This is a genomic window from Streptomyces sp. NPDC039423 (assembly GCF_055598725.1).
The window spans coordinates 1,048,169-1,069,568 of sequence record NZ_JBVKAH010000001.1 but is presented as its reverse complement, the minus strand read 5'-3'; the positions used below and the strand labels follow the sequence as shown (position 1 = coordinate 1,069,568).

General features: G+C 74.5%; 22 protein-coding genes. 9 read left to right on the top strand and 13 right to left on the bottom strand.

Annotation, left to right across the window (positions count from 1 at the left end):
* Positions 1-42 precede the first annotated feature (42 nt).
* The gene (locus ACZ7LK_RS04770; RefSeq protein WP_471138371.1) at positions 43-951 is read left to right on the top strand and encodes a pseudouridine-5'-phosphate glycosidase; all 909 of its coding nucleotides are present in this window, start codon (positions 43-45) and stop codon (positions 949-951) included.
* Positions 948-1,838, top strand: a complete 891-nt coding sequence (locus ACZ7LK_RS04765; RefSeq protein WP_392276277.1) for a carbohydrate kinase family protein — start codon at positions 948-950, stop codon at positions 1,836-1,838. The genes ACZ7LK_RS04770 and ACZ7LK_RS04765 overlap by 4 nt, the downstream gene beginning before the upstream one ends.
* Positions 1,839-1,932: 94 nt before the next feature.
* Here ACZ7LK_RS04765 and ACZ7LK_RS04760 read toward each other — a convergent pair whose 3' ends face one another.
* Positions 1,933-2,565, bottom strand: a complete 633-nt coding sequence (locus ACZ7LK_RS04760) for a nucleoside/nucleotide kinase family protein (RefSeq protein ID WP_471138369.1) — start codon at positions 2,563-2,565, stop codon at positions 1,933-1,935.
* A 90-nt stretch (positions 2,566-2,655) separates the two neighbouring features.
* On the opposite strand from ACZ7LK_RS04760, the gene ACZ7LK_RS04755 reads away from it, so the two are divergent.
* Genes ACZ7LK_RS04755 through ACZ7LK_RS04745 form a run of 3 tightly spaced genes read left to right on the top strand, consistent with a single transcriptional unit; the run spans position 2,656 to position 4,329 of the window.
* Complete coding sequence (locus tag ACZ7LK_RS04755) at positions 2,656-3,522, top strand: SDR family NAD(P)-dependent oxidoreductase (RefSeq protein ID WP_471138367.1); 867 nt, start codon at positions 2,656-2,658, stop codon at positions 3,520-3,522.
* Positions 3,523-3,578: 56 nt separating this feature from the next.
* Complete coding sequence (locus ACZ7LK_RS04750; RefSeq protein WP_392276274.1) at positions 3,579-3,944, top strand: MerR family transcriptional regulator; 366 nt, start codon at positions 3,579-3,581, stop codon at positions 3,942-3,944.
* Between the two features lie 19 nt (positions 3,945-3,963).
* Positions 3,964-4,329 carry a nuclear transport factor 2 family protein gene (locus ACZ7LK_RS04745; RefSeq protein WP_471138365.1) on the top strand — a complete coding sequence of 122 codons (366 nt, stop codon included), beginning with the start codon at positions 3,964-3,966 and terminating at the stop codon, positions 4,327-4,329.
* A gap of 214 nt (positions 4,330-4,543) precedes the next feature.
* Here the strand turns inward: ACZ7LK_RS04745 and ACZ7LK_RS04740 are convergent, their stop codons facing one another.
* Positions 4,544-5,173 carry a winged helix-turn-helix transcriptional regulator gene (locus ACZ7LK_RS04740; protein WP_471138363.1) on the bottom strand — a complete coding sequence of 210 codons (630 nt, stop codon included), beginning with the start codon at positions 5,171-5,173 and terminating at the stop codon, positions 4,544-4,546.
* A gap of 85 nt (positions 5,174-5,258) precedes the next feature.
* On the opposite strand from ACZ7LK_RS04740, the gene ACZ7LK_RS04735 reads away from it, so the two are divergent.
* Positions 5,259-6,470 (top strand): pyridoxal phosphate-dependent aminotransferase, encoded by a 1,212-nt coding sequence (locus ACZ7LK_RS04735; protein ID WP_471138361.1) that lies wholly within the window; start codon positions 5,259-5,261, stop codon positions 6,468-6,470.
* A 416-nt stretch (positions 6,471-6,886) separates the two neighbouring features.
* Here ACZ7LK_RS04735 and ACZ7LK_RS04730 read toward each other — a convergent pair whose 3' ends face one another.
* A complete protein-coding gene (locus ACZ7LK_RS04730; RefSeq protein WP_392276270.1) occupies positions 6,887-7,624 on the bottom strand; it encodes a DUF7873 family protein in 738 nt (245 codons plus the stop codon).
* A 70-nt stretch (positions 7,625-7,694) separates the two neighbouring features.
* On the opposite strand from ACZ7LK_RS04730, the gene ACZ7LK_RS04725 reads away from it, so the two are divergent.
* A complete protein-coding gene (locus ACZ7LK_RS04725; RefSeq protein WP_392276269.1) occupies positions 7,695-7,853 on the top strand; it encodes a hypothetical protein in 159 nt (52 codons plus the stop codon).
* Position 7,854: 1 nt separating this feature from the next.
* Positions 7,855-8,517, top strand: coding sequence for a DUF2293 domain-containing protein (locus ACZ7LK_RS04720; RefSeq protein ID WP_392276268.1), 663 nt, complete (start codon positions 7,855-7,857; stop codon positions 8,515-8,517).
* 15 nt (positions 8,518-8,532) lie between these two features.
* On the opposite strand, the gene ACZ7LK_RS04715 is transcribed toward ACZ7LK_RS04720, so the two are convergent.
* The 6 genes from ACZ7LK_RS04715 to ACZ7LK_RS04690 all read right to left on the bottom strand — a co-directional run bounded on the left by ACZ7LK_RS04715 (position 8,533) and on the right by ACZ7LK_RS04690 (position 16,688).
* Entirely contained in the window at positions 8,533-9,300 is a 768-nt protein-coding gene (locus ACZ7LK_RS04715) for a chaplin (protein WP_392276267.1), read from the bottom strand.
* Between the two features lie 200 nt (positions 9,301-9,500).
* Positions 9,501-10,847, bottom strand: a complete 1,347-nt coding sequence (locus tag ACZ7LK_RS04710; RefSeq protein ID WP_392276266.1) for an SWIM zinc finger family protein — start codon at positions 10,845-10,847, stop codon at positions 9,501-9,503.
* Positions 10,844-13,822 (bottom strand): DEAD/DEAH box helicase, encoded by a 2,979-nt coding sequence (locus tag ACZ7LK_RS04705; protein WP_392276265.1) that lies wholly within the window; start codon positions 13,820-13,822, stop codon positions 10,844-10,846. The genes ACZ7LK_RS04710 and ACZ7LK_RS04705 overlap by 4 nt, the downstream gene beginning before the upstream one ends.
* A gap of 81 nt (positions 13,823-13,903) precedes the next feature.
* Positions 13,904-15,346, bottom strand: a complete 1,443-nt coding sequence (locus ACZ7LK_RS04700; protein WP_471138358.1) for a carboxylesterase/lipase family protein — start codon at positions 15,344-15,346, stop codon at positions 13,904-13,906.
* An 84-nt stretch (positions 15,347-15,430) separates the two neighbouring features.
* The gene (locus ACZ7LK_RS04695; RefSeq protein ID WP_471138356.1) at positions 15,431-15,859 is read right to left on the bottom strand and encodes a DoxX family protein; all 429 of its coding nucleotides are present in this window, start codon (positions 15,857-15,859) and stop codon (positions 15,431-15,433) included.
* Between the two features lie 121 nt (positions 15,860-15,980).
* On the bottom strand, positions 15,981-16,688 hold the full coding sequence (locus ACZ7LK_RS04690; protein WP_469464748.1) for a class I SAM-dependent methyltransferase: 708 nt from the start codon (positions 16,686-16,688) through the stop codon (positions 15,981-15,983).
* Between the two features lie 116 nt (positions 16,689-16,804).
* Here ACZ7LK_RS04690 and ACZ7LK_RS04685 point away from each other — a divergent pair, with 116 nt between their 5' ends.
* The gene (locus ACZ7LK_RS04685) at positions 16,805-17,077 is read left to right on the top strand and encodes a DUF6343 family protein (RefSeq protein WP_392276261.1); all 273 of its coding nucleotides are present in this window, start codon (positions 16,805-16,807) and stop codon (positions 17,075-17,077) included.
* Between the two features lie 85 nt (positions 17,078-17,162).
* On the opposite strand, the gene ACZ7LK_RS04680 is transcribed toward ACZ7LK_RS04685, so the two are convergent.
* The 4 genes from ACZ7LK_RS04680 to rpsA all read right to left on the bottom strand — a co-directional run bounded on the left by ACZ7LK_RS04680 (position 17,163) and on the right by rpsA (position 21,080).
* Positions 17,163-17,555 carry a tetratricopeptide repeat protein gene (locus ACZ7LK_RS04680; RefSeq protein ID WP_392276260.1) on the bottom strand — a complete coding sequence of 131 codons (393 nt, stop codon included), beginning with the start codon at positions 17,553-17,555 and terminating at the stop codon, positions 17,163-17,165.
* A gap of 158 nt (positions 17,556-17,713) precedes the next feature.
* A complete protein-coding gene (gene coaE, locus ACZ7LK_RS04675; protein WP_392276259.1) occupies positions 17,714-18,337 on the bottom strand; it encodes a dephospho-CoA kinase in 624 nt (207 codons plus the stop codon).
* An 85-nt stretch (positions 18,338-18,422) separates the two neighbouring features.
* On the bottom strand, positions 18,423-19,415 hold the full coding sequence (locus ACZ7LK_RS04670; protein ID WP_469464749.1) for a PAC2 family protein: 993 nt from the start codon (positions 19,413-19,415) through the stop codon (positions 18,423-18,425).
* Positions 19,416-19,574: 159 nt separating this feature from the next.
* Positions 19,575-21,080: a 30S ribosomal protein S1 gene (gene rpsA, locus ACZ7LK_RS04665; protein WP_064073049.1), complete on the bottom strand. Its 1,506-nt coding sequence runs from the start codon at positions 21,078-21,080 to the stop codon at positions 19,575-19,577.
* Positions 21,081-21,400 lie beyond the last annotated feature (320 nt).

Genomic DNA, 21,400 nt, shown 5'->3' with positions numbered 1-21,400 from the left:
TCCGGACGTTTGCGCGAGCCGCCGCCGCGCCAGGGATGGGACATGCCGGAGACCACAGTGACGCTGTCGGAAGAGGTACGGGAGGCGCTGGCCGCGCGCAGGCCGGTCGTCGCCCTGGAGTCGACGATCATCGCGCACGGCCTGCCCCGGCCGCGGAACCTGGCCGTGGCCGGGGAGCTGGAGGCGCTCGTACGGGCCGGCGGGGCCGTGCCGGCGACCATCGCGGTGCTGGACGGTGTGGCGCGCGTGGGGCTGGACGAGAAGCAACTGGAGCGGGTCGCGACCGGTCCCGGCGTGCGGAAGCTGGGCCACCGCGACCTCGCTCCCGCCCTGGCGGTGGGGGCGAGCGGCGCGACGACGGTGTCGGCGACGGCGTTCCTGGCGGCGCGGGCCGGTATCCGGGTCTTCGCGACCGGCGGGCTGGGCGGGGTGCACCGCGAGTGGACGCGCGCCCAGGACGAGTCGGCGGACCTGCGGCTGCTGGCGCGGACCCGGATCACCGTGGTGTGCGCGGGGGTCAAGTCCATCCTGGACGTGCCGGCGACGCTCCAGCGGCTGGAGACCCTGGGGGTCGGTGTCCTCGGGTACGGCACGGACCGCTTCCCCGGCTTCTACCTGGCCTCGTCCGGCGAGCCGGTCGACTGGACGGTGCGGACCCCGGAGGAGGTCGCCGCGGTGATGCGGGCGCAGGACGCACTGGGCGGCCCGGAGGCGGCGCTGGTCGTCGCCAATCCGGTGCCGGAGGAGCAGCAGCTCGACCCGGGGCTGCACGACCGGGTGCTCGCGCGGGCGCTGGACGAGTGCCGGGAGCGGGGGATCACCGGTCAGGCCGTGACGCCGTTCCTGCTGGAATACCTGACACGGCACACCGACGGGGCGTCGCTGGAGGCCAACCTGGCAGCGGTGCGCGGCAACGTGCGGCTGGCGGCGCGCGTCGCGGCCGCCCTGTGAGCGGCGCCCTGCTCGTGGTCGGGGACGTGGTCACCGACGTGGTGGCCCGGCACCTGACGCCCCTCGCCCCGGCCACCGACACGGCCGCGGAGATCCGGACCCTGCCGGGCGGGGCGGGGGCCAACGTGGCGTGCTGGGCGGCCCGTTCGGGCTGCCCGGACGTGCGGATACTGGCGCGGGTGGGCACCGACCGGGCGGCCTGGCACGAGGAGTGGCTGCGGCGTGCCGGGGTACGGCCGCTGCTGGTACGGGACCCGGCCGCGCCGACGGCGACGGTGGTCGCGCTGGTCGACGCGGCGGCCGAGCGGACGTTCCTCACGGACAGCGGCGCGGCCCTCCGGCTCGCGGCTGGCGACTGGTCGCCAACCCTGCTGGACGGGGTGTCCCACCTGCATCTGTCCGGGTACCTGTTCTTCGCCGGGGCCAGCCGCGAGACGGCGCGGCTGGCCCTGGCGACGGCGCGGGAGCGGGACGTGCCGGTGAGCGTGGACCCGGCGTCGGCCGGGTTCGTCAGGGGACTGGGCGCGGAGCGGTTCCTGGCCGCGGTCGAGGGTGCCGGCCTGCTCCTGCCCAACGCCGAGGAGGCCGCGCTGCTGACGGGTCTGGCCGGCCCCGGGGACGCGGCGGCCGCGCTGAGCCGCCGCTTCCCGCTGGTGGCGATGACCCTGGGCGCGGCGGGGGCCCTGGTGGCCGTGTCCGGGCGGGTCGTGGCGCGGGTGGCGGCCCCGGCGGCCGCGGCGGTGGATTCCACGGGCGCGGGCGACGCGTTCACGGGCGCGTTCCTGGCGGCCCGGCTGGCCGGAGCGGACCCGGCGGCGGCCGCGGAGGCCGGCTGTCGCGCCGGTGCGACGGCGGTCACGCTCCTGGGCGGCCGCCCGGAAGCGTGAGGCGGCCGGGCGGGGGCGGGGCCCGGCGGCCGGGACGTGTGCCGCGCGCGGGGACGGGAACGCCGGAACCCGCCTGGGGAGTGTCCGACACGGCCTAGGGCAGGCCGGTCCAGGCGGGGTGACGGGGGTCGTCGGCGCGCACGACGACGTCGGCGGCCTCGGCGGGGGTCACCTCGTCCTCGTACCGCGCGAAGGCCGGCAGCGTCCACCGCCGCTCGGTGCGGCGGGCGAGGGCTCCGGGCGACAGCCGCACGTGGACCGTCAGGTCGAAGGGGAACCAGTGGCCGAGCAGGAACGGCCCGTGCAGGACCAGGACCCCGCCGGGGGCCAGCGTCCGGTACGGGCTGCGGGTCGCCCGGTCGGTGGCCGGGTCCCACAGGTCGGGCAGCACCCGTCCGTCGCCGTCCGGTTCCAGTGGCCCGAAGACCTCCCGCCACAGGGCGCCGGTGTCGACCCAGCCGTCGTAGTACGCGTCCGGGTCCTCCTTGCCGTACTCGTACCGCAGCGACGCGTGCCGCAGGAACCCCTCCGTCCCCACCACCATCACCGCCCGCCCGCGCAGCCGCAGCTCCTCCGCCAGCAGCGCGGCCGGTTCCCCGGGGCGGGCGGCCGGTGCGCCGTCGACGGCGACCTTCAGCCAGGGGCCGCCGTCCGCCGGAGCGAGCCCGTCCACGTGCGCGGCGAGCGTGCCGGCCAGGCGTTCCCAGGTGATCGGTTCGAGTTCCACGCCCTCATGCTGCCCCAGCCGGCCCCGGGGCCCGCCCCCCCGGGGGGGACTTGACCTTGTCACTGGCGGCAGGGTTCGAGGATCGGCCCCATGACGAACAGCGGCACCACGCACACCGGCACCACGCACACCGGCACGACGAGCACCGGCACGACAGACCCCGATGCGCATGCGGCGGACACCCCGGACGGCGGCGGGGGCACGGGAACGGACGGCACCACCCGGGTCGTCGTCGTGACCGGCGCCGGGACGGGTATCGGCCGCGCCACCGCCAGGAGGTTCGCCGCGCGCGGCGCCCACGTACTGGCCGTCGGCCGCCGCCCCGAGCCCCTCGCCGAGACCGCGCGGGGCCACCGGGACCTCATCCGGCCGCTGGCCGCCGACGTCACCGAGGACGGCGCGGCCGAGCGCGTGGTCGCCGCCGCGCTCGACCTCCACGGCCGTCTCGACGTCCTGGTCAACAACGCGGCCGTCGTGGGCAGTGGCCGCCTCGGCACCCACACCCGCGCCTCGATGGCGCCCCAGCTCGCCACCAACCTCGTGGCACCGGTCCTCCTCGCGCAGGCCGCGCTGCCCGCCCTGGAGGCGGCGAGCGGCGTGATCGTGAACATCACGACCTCGATCGGACAGCGCGCCTGGCCGGGCAACGCCGTGTACGCGGGGACCAAGGCGGCGCTCGAAGTCCTCACCCGGAGCTGGGCCGTGGAGCTCGCGCCGCGCGGTGTCCGGGTCGTCGCCGTGGCGCCCGGCGCGGTCGAGACCCCGATGGGCGAGCACTCCGGGCTGTCCCCCGAGGACCTGGCCGCCCTGCGCCGGTGGCAGCGGGCGCACACCCCGCTGGGCCGCGTCGGGCGCCCCGAGGAGGTCGCCTGGGCCGTCGAACAGCTCGCGTCGCCCGGGGCCTCCTTCGTGACCGGCGTCGTCCTGCCCGTGGACGGGGGCGCGGTCGTGGCGTGAACCGCGTACCGGCCGGGCGGACTGCCGTGGTACCCATGCTCCCGGGAGGGAGCGACATGCGCATCGGGGAACTGGCACGGGCGACGGACACGACGGCCCGCGCCCTCCGCCACTACGAGCAGCAGGGTCTGATCACCTCGGCCCGCGCGTCCAACGGGTACCGGGAGTACGACGAGGGCGCGGTCGTCCGGGTGCGCAACATCCGGCATCTCCTCGATGCCGGGCTGACGTTGGAGGACGTGGCCGCGTTCAGCGCCTGTCTGGACGGGGACGTGGCCGGGGCCCCGCCCTCGGAGCGGGGCCTGGGCATCGCCCGGGAGCGGCTCGCGGTGCTGGACGCCCGGATCGCCGCCCAGACCGCCGCGCGGGACCGGCTGGCGGCGGCACTGCGGCGGGCCGAACCCGCCACACCGCGTGCATGACGCACGTACCATCCGCTCCATGGACCTCGCATACGCACGGGAGTTCGCCGTCCGGTGGCAGGACGACTGGAACTCCCATGACATCGACCGCATCCTGGCCCACTACCACGACGACGTGACCTTCTCCTCCCCCATGGTCAGCCGGTTCACCGGCGACCCGTCCGGCACCGTCCGCGGCAAGGAGGCGCTGCGGGAGTACTGGACCGAGGGCCTGCGCCGCATCCCGGACCTGCGCTTCGAGGTGCTGGACGTACGGGTGGGCGTCGACGCGGTGGTGATCGACTACCGGAACCAGATCGGTGGCCGTGTGTACGAGGTGCTGGCCTTCCGCGACGGCCGGGTGATCGCGGGGTTCGGGGCGTACGGAGAGACGCTCGCCCACTGACGGCCCCGTGCCCCACGCGTCCACGCGCCCACGCCCCACGCGCCCGTGCGCACGCGGGCGCGTGAGCACGGCCGGGTGAGCGCGGGCGGGTGAGCGCCGGCGCGTGAGCACGGCCGGGTGAGCGCGGGCGGGTGAGCGCCGGCGCGTGAGCACGGCCGGGTGAGCGCGGGCGGGTGAGCGCCGGCGATGGGCACCGGCGCGTGGGCACGGCGCGTCACGCGGGCGCGTCGACGGCGCCCGTCTCGACCACGATGCGCCCCGCCGCCACACCCTGCGCGACGGACAGTTCCCCGCGCGCGACGTCCACGCACGTCGCCGCGTCCGTGACCAGGCGGACGTCCGGTTCCCCGGCGTACGGACCCTCGCCGTACGAGGCCGTGCCACCGGCGCCGTCCAGCCGCGCGTGGAACGTGCCCTCGTCGAGGCGGACCTCCACCACCCCCGGCCCCGTGCCCGCCGCCTCCAGGGCGTCCAGCAGCGGGACGGCGAACCAGTGCGCCCGCACCGCGTCGGTGGGGCGGGGCCCGTCCAGGGCCGGCGCGCCCCACCCCGCCAGGGCACGCAGCACGGGCATCAGGTCCCGGCCCCGCCCGGTGAGTTCGTAGACGTACGCCGAGGTGGGCGGCGAGAGCCGGCGGCGGGTCACCAGGCCGTCCCGCTCCATGTCCTTGAGCCGCGAGGCGAGCATGTCCGTGCTGACGCCGGGCAGATCGGCGTGCAGATCGGTGTAGCGGCGCGGACCCGCGAGCAGTTCGCGGACGATCAGCAGCGTCCAGCGGTCACCGACGGCATCGAGGGCGCGGGCGGCGGCGCAGTACTGGTCGTAACGACGTCGTCGTGGCATGCGAGGCAGTCTAGACAACTTGTTGGACTTTCCAAGCTCGCACTTGGTAAAACCAAGCAACGCCGTTTCAGGGAGGTCGTCGCGCATGGAGTTCCGGCAGTCGAGCAAGCTCAGCGAGGTCTGCTACGAGATCCGCGGCCCGGTGATCGAACACGCCAACGCCCTGGAGGAGGCGGGTCACAGCGTGCTGCGCCTGAACACCGGCAACCCGGCCCTCTTCGGTTTCGAGGCGCCCGAGGAGATCGTGCAGGACATGATCCGGATGCTGCCCCGGGCCCATGGCTACACCGACTCCCGCGGCATCCTCTCCGCCCGACGTGCCGTCGCCCAGCGCTACCAGGCCCTCGGCCTCCCCGATGTGGACGTCGACGACGTCTTCCTCGGCAACGGCGTCTCCGAGCTGGTCACCATGGCTGTCCAGGCCCTCCTGGAGGACGGCGACGAAGTCCTCATCCCGGCGCCCGATTTCCCGCTGTGGACCGCCGTCACCACCCTGTCCGGCGGCCGGCCCGTGCACTACCTCTGCGACGAGTCCGCCGACTGGTACCCCGACCTCGATGACATGGCGTCCAAGATCACCGACCGCACCAAGGCCGTCGTTATCATCAACCCCAACAACCCCACCGGCGCGGTCTACCCCCGGGAGATCGTCGAGGGCATCCTCGACCTCGCCCGCCGCCACCAGTTGATGGTGTTCGCCGACGAGATCTACGACCAGATCCTGTACGACGGCGCCGTGCACCACACCGCCGCCTCGCTCGCCCCTGACCTGGTCGTCCTGACCTTCTCGGGCCTGTCGAAGACGTACCGCGTCGCCGGATTCCGCTCCGGCTGGCTGGTCGTCACCGGTCCCAAGCAGCACGCGCGCAACTACCTGGAGGGGCTCACGATGCTCGCCTCCATGCGCCTGTGCCCCAACGCGCCCGCCCAGTACGCCATCCAGGCCGCCCTCGGCGGCCGGCAGTCCATCCACGAGCTGACCGCCCCCGGCGGCCGTCTGCACGAACAGCGCGACATGGCGTGGGAGAAGCTGAACGCCATCCCCGGCGTCTCGTGCGTCAAGCCCAAGGGCGCGCTGTACGCCTTCCCGCGCCTGGACCCGAAGGTGCACCGCATCCACGACGACGAGAAGTTCGTGCTGGACCTGCTGCTGCGGGAGAAGATCCAGGTCGTCCAGGGCACCGGCTTCAACTGGCCCCGCCCCGACCACTTCCGGATCCTCACGCTCCCCCACGCCGACGACCTCGACGCGGCCATCAGCCGGATCGGCCGCTTCCTGAGCGGCTACCGCCAGTAGCGGCGTACCGCGGCAGCGGCCGGGAAAGGGCGGGAAGGCGGGAAGAGGCGGGAAAGGCGGGAAGAAAGGAGCGGGCCCGGGGGCGTAGCCGGCCCCCGAGCCCTGTCGTGCCGCTCCCATCACACGCCGGCATGGTGGGACCCGGATGAATCTCATGTCGCCGCGTCCTGCCTTTGGACGACCGCGCATCGAGCTGCGCGGGCCGGAGTCGAACCGGCATTTCGGCGCACCGGGTTCCGGGCCCGGTCGTACCGGCGATGAGCGGCGCATGCTGAGTCTGGAGCAAGAGTCTGAGTCTCAGGGCGGCTCCTTACCGGAACCGCTCCGTCACGACAAGCTTCAGCTTCAGCTTCGCGCTCCTCGCGCGCCCCGGCCCCACGGTGCGTGGGGCCGGGGAGTCTGGTGTGCCGTGCGGGTTAGCCGAAGAGGTAGCCGAACACGGCGTCGCCGACGCGCTGGTCGGTGACCTCCGCGCCGTTCGCCTCCTCACGGGCGAACTTCACCGCCTGCTGGAGCTTGTCCACCCGCTCCAGCAGTTGGTTGACGCGCCGCGCGGGCAGCGCGCCGGAGAACTTGACCGTGGTCCAGTACCCGACCGGGACGTCCTCGTAGTAGACCTCGACCTGGGCCGGGTGCTTGTCGGTCGCCTCGGCCTTGACGTGGTTGCGCGGCACCTTCTTCGTCCGCAGGGTCCGCACCGGCTCGGTCTTCCACGCGTCGGTCGACGGGTCCTGGCTCCACGACTCGGCCGCGTCCAGCACCGGGAGCTTGCGGACGAAGGCGGCGATGTCCGTCAGTTGCTTCTCCAGGAACAGGAGGTACGCGACGGGAGCCTGGGCGACCAGCACCCGCCCGTCCACGGTGACGTCCGCGCGCGCGGTGCAGTTGGCCCAGTCCTTGGTGGCGGTGACGTCGAACAGCCTCGTCAGCGTCTTCGCCGTGTCCCGCAGCACGTCTTCCGCCTTGACCTGCACGAGGGTCGACTCGGGCGGGAGCTGCTCCCCCTCCTCGTCCTTCGGCTGGTACGTACGCGCGATGCCGGCGAGCAGCGCGGGCTTCTGCAGCCCGTGGTGCGCCGCGGCCAGGTCCTGCTGCGCCTTGGCCTTGACGCCCTTCTCAACTGCGATGATCTGATTGAGTCTTGTCGTTGCCACGGGGGAATTGAATCAGTGGGGGCGCGTGCGGATCGAATGATTTACGGGACGACGTGAGGAGCGCGGAGCCATGGAGACGACGCTCACAGCGGTGACCGGCACCCGGCCCGGCATCACGTACCGGCGGGCGCGCCGGCGCGCGGCGGGCGCGGCCGGAGCGCCGGCCGTGCGCGTCGAGGCCGGGGCGCCGACCGCGTGCGTCGAGGCCGCGGCTCCGGGCGTGCGCTGAGATGGCCGGCCCGGTGGCCCCGCTGGTGGTGGTCGAACCGCTGAAGCGGCGCCACTGCGCGGAGTGCCGCGGCGGGCCGCTGGCCCGGATGGTGCTGGAGTTCAACGCGCCGCTCTGCCTGGACTGCGCGGACCTGGGCCATCTGGTCTACCTGCCGCGCGGTGACGCGGCGCTGACCCGGCGGGCCCGGGAGGCGAGTGGTCTGTGGGCGGTGGTCGTCCGCCACGACCGGCGGCGCACGCGGTACGAACGCCGGGGCGTCCTGGTGGAGGAGGTCGCCCTGGCGCGGGCGGAGGCGGCGTGCCTGGCCGACGCCGAGGCGCGGGCGCGCCGCCGGGCCCGGGACGCGGAGCGCCGGGCCGCCGATGACGTGCGGTTCCGGGACGCGCTGGCGGCCGAGATCCTGCGTCTGTTCCCGGGGTGCCCGCCGGAGCGCGCGGCCGGGATCGCGGCCCACGCCGGGGAGCGCGGGAGCGGCCGGGTGGGCCGGACGGCGGCGGGGCGGGCGCTGGACGAGGGCGCGGTCACCGCCGCGGTACGGGCGTCGGTGCGGCACCTCGACACGGAGTACGACGCGCTGCTGATGAGCCGTGTCCCCCGCCGCCAGGCGCGTACCCGGGTGGCACCGGCCATCGAGTCGGTGCTGGCCGCCTGGCGGCGGTGACCTCCGGCCGGTCGCTCAGACGCGGTCGGCCGCGGGGCGGAAGCGGCGGTAGAGGACGCCGCCGCCCAGCATGAGGCCCAGGGCGGGCACGCCCATGCCGATCAGGCCGGCGCCCGCGCCGGTCTGCGCCAGCGCGGTCGTGCTGGTGTGCGGCAGCGGCGCCGGGGCCTCGTCGGCCGGGGCGGGCACCGGGGCGGCGGGCTCGTCGTGTTCGGGGAGCGGGGCGGTCGGCTCGTCGTGCTTCGGCGGCTTCTGCGGCGTGACGGGCGGCTTGCTGCCGCCGTTGCTGGACGCGTTGCCGAAGGTGGGGTTGAGGATGCCGACCAGGCTGACCGAGTTACCGCTGACGTTGACCGGCAGGTCGATGGGGAGCTGGACCCCGTTGCCGGAGATCACGCCGGGGGACCCCACCGCGGCTCCGTCCGCCGAGGCGCCACCGCCGTTGGCGCTGCCGCCCTTGCCGCCGCCGCCCTTGCCGCCGTGCTCGCCGTGGTTGCCGTGCGCGGTGCCGGGACGGTCCTTGTGCTGGTGACCGCCGCCGCCCTTGTTCTTGCACGTGTTGCCGGCCGCGGGGTTGAGCAGCCCGACCACGTTGACGGTGTTCCCGCAGACGTTGACCGGGACGTCCACCGGCAGTTGCACGGCGTTGCCGGAGATCAGCCCCGGCGATTCGGCCGTGGCACCGGCCGCGTCGGAGTCGGCGTGCGCATATCCCGCCGCCAGGGCGAGCGCGCCGCCCGTGGCCATCAGTGTGACCAGACCATTTCGGCGAGTGTGCCTCATGGCTTCCTGCCTTCCGGAGACTTTCACGGGCACCCGCCCGCACCGGAATTAACGCCCTACAGCCAACGCGGGTTATGACGCATCCGCCATTCACCCCATCGAGTGGCGGTTCATTCGAACCCACACAGGCTCTTTACCTGTCGTCCTCCCCGGCCCCCGGTCGCCGGGGCCGGGGAGAGGACGACGCCCGGCCGCCGCGGTCAGCGCTCCAGGAGGTCGGTGAGGGCGCCGACCGGGTCCGCGTCGGGGGTGCCCCGGGGCCACCAGTCCTCGCGGTCGGGGTCCGACTCGTACCCGTACCAGAGGCCGTCGCGGCCGTAGCGCAGTTGCAGCGAGCGGGACGAGAGGCGGTTGCGCCAGGGGCGGAACTGCGGGAGGTCGGCGGCGATCAGCGCCGGGCGGGCGCGGTCGAAGGGGCCGGCGGGCGGGTCCCACGGCTCCTCCAGTACGGCCAGCCCGGCCGGTCCGCCCTGGCGCCAGGCGGCGACCGCGCGGGCCAGGTCGGCGGGGGCGCGGTCCAGGGCGGCGGCGAGGTCGCGGTAGAGGGCGCGGGTGGAGGCGGTCAGGCCGGAGCCCGGGTGGGCGGCCGCGAGACGGACGGCGTCCTGCCAGGGGGTGAGGACGGCGACCGGGTCCTGGCCGGTGGTCAGCAGCGTGTGGGCGCGGGCGGCCGCCTCGGTGGCCAGCATCTCCAGGGCCAGCGGGTCGGGTGCGGCCGGGTCCTCGGGGTAGAGGGGCGGGCGGCCGGGCCGGTCGGGCGCGGGCAGCGGGGGCGGCAGGGCCGTGGCCGGCGGGGAGGCGACGGCGTCGCGGGCGGGCACGGTCGGCATGGGCGGGGGCGCGGCGGACGCCTCGGCCGCCTCGTGGGCGGCGTTGCGGTGGCTGAGCGCGGCGAGGATCTCCTGCTCGCCCCGGCCGCGCATCAGGAAGAGCACGAACGGGTCCTCGTCCAGCAGCCGGGCCGCCTGGTAGCAGAGGGCGGCGGCGTGCTTGCACGGGTAGCCGTGGTCGGGGCAGGAGCAGTCGGGGACCAGGTCCCCGGGGCCGGGCAGCAGGTCGACGGCGGCGGCCAGCGCGTGCGGCACGTCCTTGTCGAGGAGGGCGGCGATGTGCTCGGGGCGGGCGGCCGCGGCGTCCAGGAACCGCTCCCAGTCGTCGTCGCCGAGGACCCGCAGCCGGATCTCCGTGCGGTACGGGCGGGGACGGCTGCCGTGGACGTACGCGGTGACGCGGCCCGGGGTGACGGTGACCGCGTCGACGTGCCCGGTGGAGGCGTACGCCCGCCCGCGGGCCAGGCGCGCCGGGTCCAGGGCGGTGTCCTCCAAGGCCTCGACCCAGGCGTTGCCCCACCAGGTGGCCGCGAACGTCCCCTCGGGGCCCCGCACGGGGGCGAGCTGCGGGAACGTACGGCGCCGGTCGTCGTGCAGCGGGACGCGCCGGGCGCCGCCGCCGGTACGGGGGCCGGGGCGCGGGCCGGGGCCGGCTCCGGGGCGGGGGGCCGGGTACGGGCCGGGGCCGGGGGGCGGGCCCGGGTGGTGGGGGCTCATGACAGCCTCCTCAAGGAGACGAGGTCGGCCAGCTCCCGGTCGGTGAGCTCGGTCAGGGCGGCCTCTCCCGAGCCCAGGACGGCGTCCGCCAGGGCCCGCTTGGCCAGCAGCATCTCCGCGATGCGGTCCTCCACGGTCCCCTCGGCGATCAGCCGGTGCACCTGGACGGGCTGGGTCTGCCCGATGCGGTACGCCCGGTCGGTGGCCTGCTCCTCGACGGCAGGGTTCCACCAGCGGTCGTAGTGCACGACATGGCCGGCCCGGGTGAGGTTGAGGCCGGTGCCGGCGGCCTTGAGCGACAGGACGAACACCGGGACCTCGCCGGACTGGAACCGGTCCACCATCCGCTCCCGCTCCGCCACCGGCGTGCCGCCGTGCAGCAGTTGGGAGGGGACGGCGCGGGCGGTCAGGTGGGCGGTGAGCAGCCGGGCCATGGTCACGTACTGGGTGAAGACCAGCACGGAGCCCTCCTCGGACAGGATCGTGTCGAGGAGTTCGTCGAGGAGCGCCAGCTTCCCGGAGCGGCCGGCCAGCCGGGCGGGGTCCTCCTTCAGGTACTGGGCGGGGTGGTTGCAGATCTGCTTCAGCGACGTCAGCAGCTTCATCACGAGCCCGCGCCGGGCGATGCCCTCGGCGCCCTCGATGCGCGCCATCGTCTCGCGCACCACCGCCTCGTAGAGCGACGCCTGCTCGCGGGTGAGGGGCACCGGGTGGTCGGACTCCGTCTTGGGCGGCAGCTCGGGGACGATGCCGGGGTCGGACTTCTTGCGGCGCAGCAGGAAGGGGCGGACGAGCCGGGCGAGGCGCTCGACCGCCTCGTCGTCCTCGATCCGGTCGGCGTTCTCCACCGCGCGGGCGTGCCGGGAGCGGAACGCCTTGAGCGGGCCCAGGAGCCCCGGGGTGGTCCAGTCGAGCAGCGCCCACAGTTCGGAGAGGTTGTTCTCGACGGGGGTGCCGGTGAGGGCCACACGCGCGGGCGCGGGGATGGTGCGCAACGCCTTGGCGGTCGCGGAGAACGGGTTCTTGACGTGCTGAGCCTCGTCGGCGACGACCATCCCCCACTCGTGGCCGGCCAGTTCTCCGGCGCTCGTGCGCATCGTGCCGTACGTGGTGAGCACGAAGCCCCCGTCGGTGCCCTCCAGGGTGCGGCCGGCGCCGTGGAAGCGGCGGACCGGGACTCCGGGGGCGAAGCGGGCGATCTCGCGCTGCCAGTTGCCGAGCAGGGAGGCCGGGCAGACGACGAGGGTGGGGGCGCGGCGGGCGCGGCGCAGGTGGAGGGCGATGAGCGTGACGGTCTTGCCGAGTCCCATGTCGTCGGCGAGGCAGCCGCCCAGGCCGAGGGACGTCATCAGGTCGAGCCAGGCCAGCCCGCGCAGTTGGTAGTCGCGCAAGGTGGCGTCCAGGCCGGGCGGCGGGCCGACGGTGCCGGGGCCCGCGACGAGCCGGTCCCGCAGGGCGGCGAGGGCGCCGACGGGGACGGCCTCGACCGTCTCGCCGTCCACCTCGGCGGTGCCGGTGAGCGCCACGGACAGCGCGTCGGCCGGTCCCAGCAGGCCCAGCTCCCGCTTGCGCGCCTTGCGTACGAGTGAGGGGTCGACGACCACCCACTGGTCCCGCAGCCGCACGACGGGGCGGTGCGCCTCGGCGAGGGCGTCCATCTCGCGCTCGGTCAGCGGGTCGCCGTCCAGCGCGAGCTGCCAGTTGAACCGGAGCAGTTCCTGGCTGTCGAAGAAGGCCGTGCCGTCCGTGGCCGAGCCGGGCGCGGGGCGGACGACCGCGGCGGCGGTGAGCGACCTGGCCAGTTCCCGGGGCCAGTGGACGGTCACACCGGCCGCGCCGAGCCGGGCGGCGGCCGGGCCGAGGAGTTCGTACAGCTCGTCCTCGGTGAGCGACAGAACGTCGGGGACGTCCCGCTCCAGCAGGCGGGCCAGCGGGCTCCACACGCGTGCCGCGCGGCGCAGCGCCAGGACGGCGTCGATACGGGCGCGCGGCCCGAAGTGCTCGGCGCTCTCCCCGGCCCACAGTGCCGCCGCGTCCAGGACGAGGGTGGGGTCGGCGAGGCTGTGCACCTGGAGCACCGCGGCGGCGGCCTGCCGCTCCTCGCCGCCCTCCCGGAGGGTGTCGAACAGTTCGTACCCGGACAGGTCGAGGCGCAGCGAGACGCGGACCCCGGCGTCCATGCCGGCGGCCGCCTCGGCGGCCCACGCGCGCGCGTGGGGCAGGTGCTGCGGGCCGCGCGCCGCGAACGGCGCACCCGCGGCGTACGCGGCGGCCGGTGTGCGGGGCAGGGTGTCGGCGACGGCGTCCAGGAACGCCCGGACCAGGGCCTCGGGCTCCGGGAGCCGGAGGGGGCTGAGCCCGGGGAGGGGCACCGCGTGGGCCTCGTACGGCATCGCGGCCGCGACGGCGCGGAGGTGGGCGATGTCGTCGGCGTCCAGCGGGCCGGCCCGCCAGGCGTCCAGGTCCCCCGCCGCGAGGCCGGGCAGGAGGCGGCCCCGCCCGGCGAGGTGCAGGGCGTGCAGGGCGGCGGCGCCCCAGCAGGCGGCCGCGGGGTGCGCGGCGGGGTCGTGCCGTGCGGCGACCAGCACGGGCAGGGCGTCCGCGACGGGCAGGACCACCGCCGGGACCGTGCGGCTCCGCACCCCCGTCCCGTGCGCCCGCACCACGGTGAGCGTGCCCGGACCGGCGGTCCCCGCCTCGGCAGCGGCCCCGGCCGCCGCGCCGGTCGCCGCACCGGTGGGCGGGTACGCGCCGGTCGCCGGGTACGCGCCGGCGGTCGTCCCGCCCGGGGCGCCGGCCCACGGTCCGGCGGGCGGCGCCGATGGTCCGGCCGGCGGCCCGGGGCGCGCCGAAGACGCCGGCGGCGGGGGCAGCGGGCGGCCGTCGGGGGACCAGAAGGCCACCCGCCCCTCGCGGGGCAGCGCGGCGGGGAGGAAGACGGCGGCGAAGGCGTGCAGCGGCGGCCGCTGCTCCATGGCCGGTCACCTCCCCTCACGCTGGTCGTGTCGTGGATCTACGACCTTACGGCGGGGGTCTGACAATCGGGCCGAGCCCGGTCAGCGCACGCTCTCCCACAGCGCCCGCTCGGCACCGCGCGGGTCGTCCACCGTGCCGGGTGCGGCGTCGTCGAAGACCCTCGTCGTCCGCTTCCGCGGGTCGTACGCCGGCCAGCCCGGGTCACCGGTCGTCGCGAACGCCACCCAGGCCCCGTGCATCGCGTCCGCCACCGGCTGCGACGGGTCCTCGCCGGTCAGCGGCGCGTACACCGGGTCGCCGAGCCGGTCGAAGACGTACGCCAGCTCCCCCGCATGGCAGGCCCCCAGCCGCCCGCCGAAGGCGGAGGACCGCCGGGCGAACTCGTAGACGTACGAGCCCGGCACCGACTCGGCCAGCCGGACGGCGGGGATCCGGAAGAACCAGTCCGTCACCATCGCGTCGAAGAGCTCCCCCGGCGAGGCACCGGGCCTCGCGTCCCGGTAGACGGGCAGGGCCTTGTCCGGGTCCAGGCCGTACGCCTCGGCGGCGGCGCGGAGTCTGTCCTCCGACAGCAGGTGCAGGCGCTCGGTGGGGACGAGAAAGAGCCGGTACTCCTCGCGGTTGCTGCCGACCAGCAGGTCGACGCCGCAGTCGGGCCCGGGCAGGACCGGGCCGTCGGTCACCGGCTCGAAGGGCATGGCGTTGAGCGCCGCCTCGCCCCACACGGCGGGGTCGGGGCGTGCGCCGATCTCGGCCCGCAGCTCGGCCTGGGCCGGCAGGAGCCGGTCGAGCGGTACGGCGGCGAAGGCGCCGGGCGTCGGCGCGACGTCCAGTTTCGCGGCCAGCCGGGCGGTGATCCGGCGGGCCGACGCGGGGCGGAGGAAGTGGTGTGCCGCCCCGCTCTGGAGTATCGCCCGGTGGAACAGGCCGCGGGCCCGGGCGTCGCCCAGGAGGACGCCGATGCTCATCGCCCCGGCGGACTCGCCGAAGAGGGTCACCCGGTCCGGGTCGCCGCCGAAGGAGGCGACGTTGTCGCGGACCCATTCCAGGGCGGCCGTCTGGTCGAGGAGCCCCCGGTTGTCCGGGACGCCGTCCAGGTGCAGGAACCCCTCGGCTCCCAGGCGGTAGTTGAGGGAGACGAAGACGACGCCGTCCCGCGCGAAGGCGCTGCCGTCGTACGCCGAGGACGCCGCCGATCCGTTGGTGAAGGCCCCGCCGTGCAGCCACACCATGACCGGCAGCCGGGCACCGGGTCCGGGGGACGGGGTCCATACGTTCAGGTTGAGGCAGTCCTCGCCCGGGATCGTCGTCTCCGGTATGAGCGTGTCGAACGGCGGGGCGTAGGGCGCCTTGGGCGGGGTGGGGCCGTGGGCGGTGGCGTCCCGTGTCCCGGTCCACGCGCGCGGGGGAGCCGGTGGCCCGAAGCGCAGCGGGCCGAAGGGCGGGGCCGCGTACGGAATGCCCAGGAAGGAGGCGATCCCGTCGGAGGAGATGGTGCCGCGTACGGAGCCCTGCCTGGTCATGCACACCGGTCGCATCGGGGTCCCTTCGTCGTGGTGCCTCTCTCGTACCGTGCCGCCGGGCCCCGCGTAAAGGTCCCCCGGGGTTCACGTCCGGCGGCGGGCCAGGGCCAGGAGTTCGGCGTTATGGTGGCGACGGGTCCGGGCGACGACGGCCAGCAATGCGGCGAAGACCACCGGGGTGAACCAGTACCGCCCGTCCAGGAACACGAGTTGGGTGACGAGCGCGCCCGCCATGAGGCCGATGAGCGCGAGTGCCGCCACCCCGGACAGGAGGGGGACCACCAGCCCGACGGCCCCGGCCAGTTCCAGGGCGCCGACCAGGTACATGAACCAGTCGCCGAACCCGATGGTGTCGAAGGACTCCGCGGCCGAGGCGTGTCCGACCAGCTTCGGCGCGGCGCTGGGGACCGCGAAGAACAGGGCGAGGACGATCTGGAGCACGAGCACGCCGATGTCGGCCCGTCGGGTCGGCGCGGAGGCCGCGGTGGTGGTCCGGGCGGTGGTGGCGCTCATGTGGGTCTCCCTCTGGGGGTGGTGAAATCGTGTCAGAGGATGGACCGGGGGAACGCCGGAAAGTCATCGGCCGTCGGGCCGCCGATCGTCGGGCCGTGCCGGATCGACGGGGCGCCGGTCGTCAGGCCGCCGGGCCTCCGAGGACGGGCCGTGCCCGCGCCCAGGTGCCGTCGTCGGTCAGGTAGGTCTCCACCGCGAGGCCGGCCGCGCGCAGGCTGTCCTCGAACTCCGCCACGGACAACGGCCGGGACAGGAACGTCTGGGTCCAGCGGGCGTCGGGGAAGACGTACTCGGCCACCACCCGGTCGACCCCGTCCCCGACCGGTTCGGCCGAGGCGATCCGCACGGTGCAGCCGGCCGGGTCGACCCGCTCGCGCGGTACGCGGGTGTGCCAGTCCGGGCCCTCGCGCTGGACCAGGACGCACCCGTCGTCCGCCACGTGCCGCCGGCAGGCCGCGAGCAGCCCGTCGCGCACCCGCCGGTCACCGGTGTGCACCAGGAAGGAGCCCAGGAGGACGGCGTCGAACCGCTCCTCCAGGTCCAGGATCTCGATCGGGCTCTGTACGGTCCTGATGCCGGGGACCCGGTTGCGGACCCGCTCCAGCATCTCGGCCGACTCGTCCACCGCGGTGACCCGGAGGCCGCGTTCGACCAGCGGCCGGGTGATGCGGCCCGCCCCGCTGCCGAGCTCCAGCAGGGTCGCCCCCGCCGGCACCGCGGCGGCGACGACGTCCGGCTCGGCGCCCGGGGCGAGCCTCTCGTACAGATCGACGGCACAGCCGTCCGGGGTGATCGCCCCCGGGCCGGTGCCCTGGTGTCCCTCGCGCATCCGTCCGCTCATGTGCCCGGAACGGCCGGCGGCACGGGCCCGTTCCCGTCCGGCGGCGGGATGGCTCGGATCGAACGGTCACCGGGCGGGTACCCGGCGGTCGGAGGGTGATCGCCATGCGTACAGGCAGTGAACCGAGGACCGCGCGCAGCCCCCTCCGGATCCGCTTCTGGCTGGGTGTGTGGGGCCTGATCTGGGCGGGTGCGGGAACGGCGGCCTTCGCGCTGGCCGGCCGGCCCGGGTGGGCGGCCGCCTGCGGGGTGCTGGCCGTGGTCGTGGTGGTCGACCTGGTGGTCGTCCTGCGCCACATCCGCCAGGGCCCGCACTACCAGCCGGGCCGCGACGTGCCCCCGTACGACCCCGGCGACCGGCGCCCGGACGGCCGCTAGCCCGTCGGTCGCGCGGCCCGCCGGGGCGGGCATACGGGGTGGGCACCCGACGCCGGCCTGCCGGGGCGGGCGCGCGGCGGCGTGGTCACTCCTCGGTGGGGACGTCCGCGGGGAAGTCGACCGGGAAGCGTGCCGCCTCCAGGTACTCCGGCTTGGGGTCCAGGGCGGCGGCGAGGCGGAAGTGGCGCTTGGCCTGCTCGGGCCGGCCGGAGCGCTGGAAGGTGCGGGCCAGCGCGAAGTGCGCGAAGGCGTTGTCCGGCTCGCGCTCCAGCACCAGCTCGAACTCCAGCTCGGCGGGTCGGAGCTGGGCGGCCGCGAAGAAGGCGCGGGCCCGCAGCAGCCGGGCGGCGGTGTTCTCCGGATGGGCGGCGATCACGGAGTCCAGCAGCTTGACCGCACCGCGTGGGTCCCGGGCGGCGAGCAGCCGCTCCGCCGCGCGGTAGTCGATGACGTGGGTCTCCGGGTTGGTCTCGGGCACGCTGTCATCCTTCCCTCGCTCCGGCGGTTCAACGTGCGCGGCGCCGGCGGTATTCCTCCGGGCCCGCGGGTCCTGCTTCAGCGGCCCCGTCGGCGGGCCCCGGTCGCGGGTCCCCGTCGGCGGGCCCCGTCAGGCCCCGCGGCCGCCGCGGCGGGTGATCACCCGTCCCGGCCGGCCGGCCCCTGGGCGGCGGCCCGCTCCGTCAGGTGCTCCCACACCTCGCGTACCTGGGGCTCCAGGGCCTCCAGCGGCCCGTCGTTGTCGATCACCAGGTCCGCGACGGCGCGCCGCTGCTCGCGGGTGGCCTGGGCGGCCATCCGGGCGCGGGCCTCGGCCTCGGTCATGCCGCGCTGCCGGACCAGCCGGTCGAGCTGGGTCGCCGGAGAGGCGTCGACGACCACGACGAGGTCGTACAGCGGCGCCAGGCCGTTCTCCGTGAGCAGCGGGACGTCGTGCACGACCACCGCGTCCGGGCCGGCGGCGGCCTCCAGCTCGGCGGAGCGGGCCCCCACGAGGGGGTGGACGATGCGGTTCAGCGTGGCCAGCCGCTCGGCGTCGGAGAAGACGATGGAGCCGAGCCGGGGGCGGTCGAGGGTGCCCCCGTCGGTGAGGATGTCCGGTCCGAACGCCTCCACGACGGCCGCGAGCCCGGGGGTTCCGGGCTCGACGACCTCGCGGGCGATCCTGTCGGCGTCGACGACCACCGCTCCGTACGAGGAGAGCAGCCGCGAAACCTCGCTCTTTCCGGCGCCGATTCCGCCGGTCAACCCAACCTTCAGCATGAGCGGAAGCCTAGGGGGTGTCTCGCCGATCATGCCGGACGGGTGCCGGAGGTCGCCCCACGGTGCCGGAGGTCGCCCCCGGGTGTCAGAGGTCGCCCTCCCGCTCGGCGAGGAACCGCTCGAACTCGCGGCCGAGCTCGTCGGCCGAGGGCAGCTCCACCGGTTCGGCGACCAGGTTGCCGCGCGTCTCGGCGCCGGCCATCGCGTCGTACTGGTGCTCCAGCCCCTGCACGAGCGCGACCAGTTCCTCGTCGCCCTCGCCGATCTGGCGCTCGATCTCGGTCTGGGTGCGGTGGGCCTGCGTGCGCAGCGCGTGCGCGATGCCGGGCAGGACGAGACCGGTCGCGGCCGTGATGGCCTCCACGGCGGTCAGTGCCGCGTCCGGGTAGGCGGACCGGGCCACGTAGTGCGGAACGTGGGCGGCGACCCCGAGGACGTCGTGCCCGGCCTCCATGAGCCGGTATTCGACCAGCGCCTCGGCACTGCCGGGCACCTGCGCCTCGTCGAACGGGCTGTGGTGCCCGGGCATCAGGTCGGTGCGGTTGCCGTGCGGGGTCAGACCGACGGGACGGGTGTGGGGCACGCCCATGGGGATGCCGTGGAAGTTGACCGAAAGCCGCACCCCGAGCCGCTCGACGATCTGCCGTACGGCCACGGCGAACCGCTCCCACTCCACGTCGGGCTCCGGCCCGGACAGCAGCAGGAAGGGCGCCCCGGTGGCGTCCTGGACGAACCGGACCTCGATGGCGGGGGTCTCGTACCCGGCCCAGCGGTCGCGCTTGAAGGTGAGCAGCGGACGGCGCGCCCGGTAGTCCACGAGCCGGTCGTGGTCGAAGCGGGCCACGACCTGGTGGGGCAGCGTCTCCAGCAGGTTCTCGACGATCTGGTCGCCGGTCTCACCCGCGTCGATGTAGCCGTCGAAGTGGTAGAGCATGACCAGGCCGGCCGACTCCTGCGCCAGCGCCATGTCGACGACGGCCAGGCCCTTCGGCTCCCATGCGTACAAATCCTGGGGATCAAGCACGATTACCGCTCCTCCTCGTGTTCGTAGGAAGAACGTCACCGGCCGTACGGGCATTCCCGGGGGTCGCTGTCCGGTCTGCCCCGCCGGACCGGGATGGCCCGAACGCTTCGAGGCAGGCGGGCCTTTCGCGCGCACGACCGAGGCCCGCCCCCCGATGGGGACGGGCCTCGGTCGTGCTACTTACCGCTCACCGTTCGGCGAGGAGCCGGGAGGTCAGCTCTGGCCGCCGGCCAGCTTCTCGCGGAGGGCAGCCAGGGCCTCGTCCGACGCCAGGGCGCCGGAGTTGTCGTCCGACTCCGAGGAGTACGAACCACCCGAGACGCCCGCCGGGGCACCGGCCGCGGCGGCGGCGGCGCCACCCTCGGCAGCGGCGGCCTCGTCGGCCTCGCGGGACTTGATGACCTGGGCCTGGTGCTGCTCGAAGCGCTGCTGCGCCTCGGCGTACTGGGTCTCCCACGCCTCGCGCTGGGTCTCGTAGCCCTCGAGCCAGTCGTTGGTCTCGGGGTCGAAGCCCTCGGGGTAGATGTAGTTGCCCTGGTCGTCGTACGACGCGGCCATGCCGTACAGGGTCGGGTCGAACTCGACCGAGGCCGGGTCGGAACCGAAGGACTCGTTGGCCTGCTTCAGCGAGAGGCTGATGCGGCGGCGCTCGAGGTCGATGTCGATGACCTTGACGAAGATCTCGTCGTTGACCTGGACGACCTGCTCCGGGATCTCCACGTGGCGCTCGGCCAGCTCGGAGATGTGGACCAGACCCTCGATGCCCTCGTCCACGCGGACGAACGCACCGAACGGAACCAGCTTGGTGACCTTACCCGGGACGACCTGGCCGATCTGGTGCGTACGGGCGAACTGCTGCCACGGGTCCTCCTGCGTCGCCTTCAGCGACAGGGAGACACGCTCGCGGTCCATGTCCACGTCGAGGACCTCGACGGTGACTTCCTGGCCGACCTCGACAACCTCGGACGGGTGGTCGATGTGCTTCCAGGACAGCTCGGAGACGTGGACCAGACCGTCGACGCCGCCCAGGTCGACGAACGCACCGAAGTTGACGATCGAGGAGACGACGCCGGAGCGGACCTGACCCTTCTGCAGGGTCGTGAGGAACGTCTGGCGCACCTCGGACTGGGTCTGCTCGAGCCAGGCGCGGCGGGACAGGACCACGTTGTTGCGGTTCTTGTCCAGCTCGATGATCTTCGCCTCGAGCTCCTTGCCCACGTAGGGCTGGAGGTCGCGGACACGACGCATCTCGACGAGGGAGGCCGGCAGGAAGCCACGGAGGCCGATGTCGAGGATGAGACCACCCTTGACGACCTCGATGACGGTGCCGGTGACGATGCCGTCCTCTTCCTTGATCTTCTCGATGGTGCCCCAGGCACGCTCGTACTGGGCGCGCTTCTTCGAGAGGATCAGGCGGCCTTCCTTGTCCTCCTTCTGGAGAACAAGGGCCTCGATCTCGTCGCCGACCTTGACGACCTCGTTCGGGTCAACGTCGTGCTTGATCGAGAGCTCGCGGCTCGGGATGACACCTTCGGTCTTGTAACCGATGTCGAGCAGGACCTCGTCCCGGTCGACCTTCACGATGACGCCGTCGACGATGTCGCCGTCGTTGAAGTACTTGATCGTCTCGTCGATCGCGGCGAGGAAGGCTTCCTCGTTACCGATGTCGTTGACCGCAACCTGCGGGGTGGTGGCGGTGGTCTCGGTGCTGCTCGTCATGTGGGAAAGGGCTCCGGTACGGACAGAAAGTCGTAGGTACTGCTACGCCGAGAGCCCGTATCGCAGCTGAAGAAGCCGGACAGCCAAGGAAGCGCCCATCCCCGCCAGGGGAGGCGCCTCGACAACCGAGGGGACATACAACAGATGCGAGCGCGACCTGCTCCGTCTGAGGCGCGCAGGCCCGCAGCGCAACCTTTAGCATACGGGGACGTCCGGACAGGGTCAATGCGCGAAGGCGCACACCCGGGGCAGAACGTCGCATACCCGGCACATTTAAAGTTTCCCAAGGCCATCGTGGCCGCGGCTGCCGCTTCGCCGGG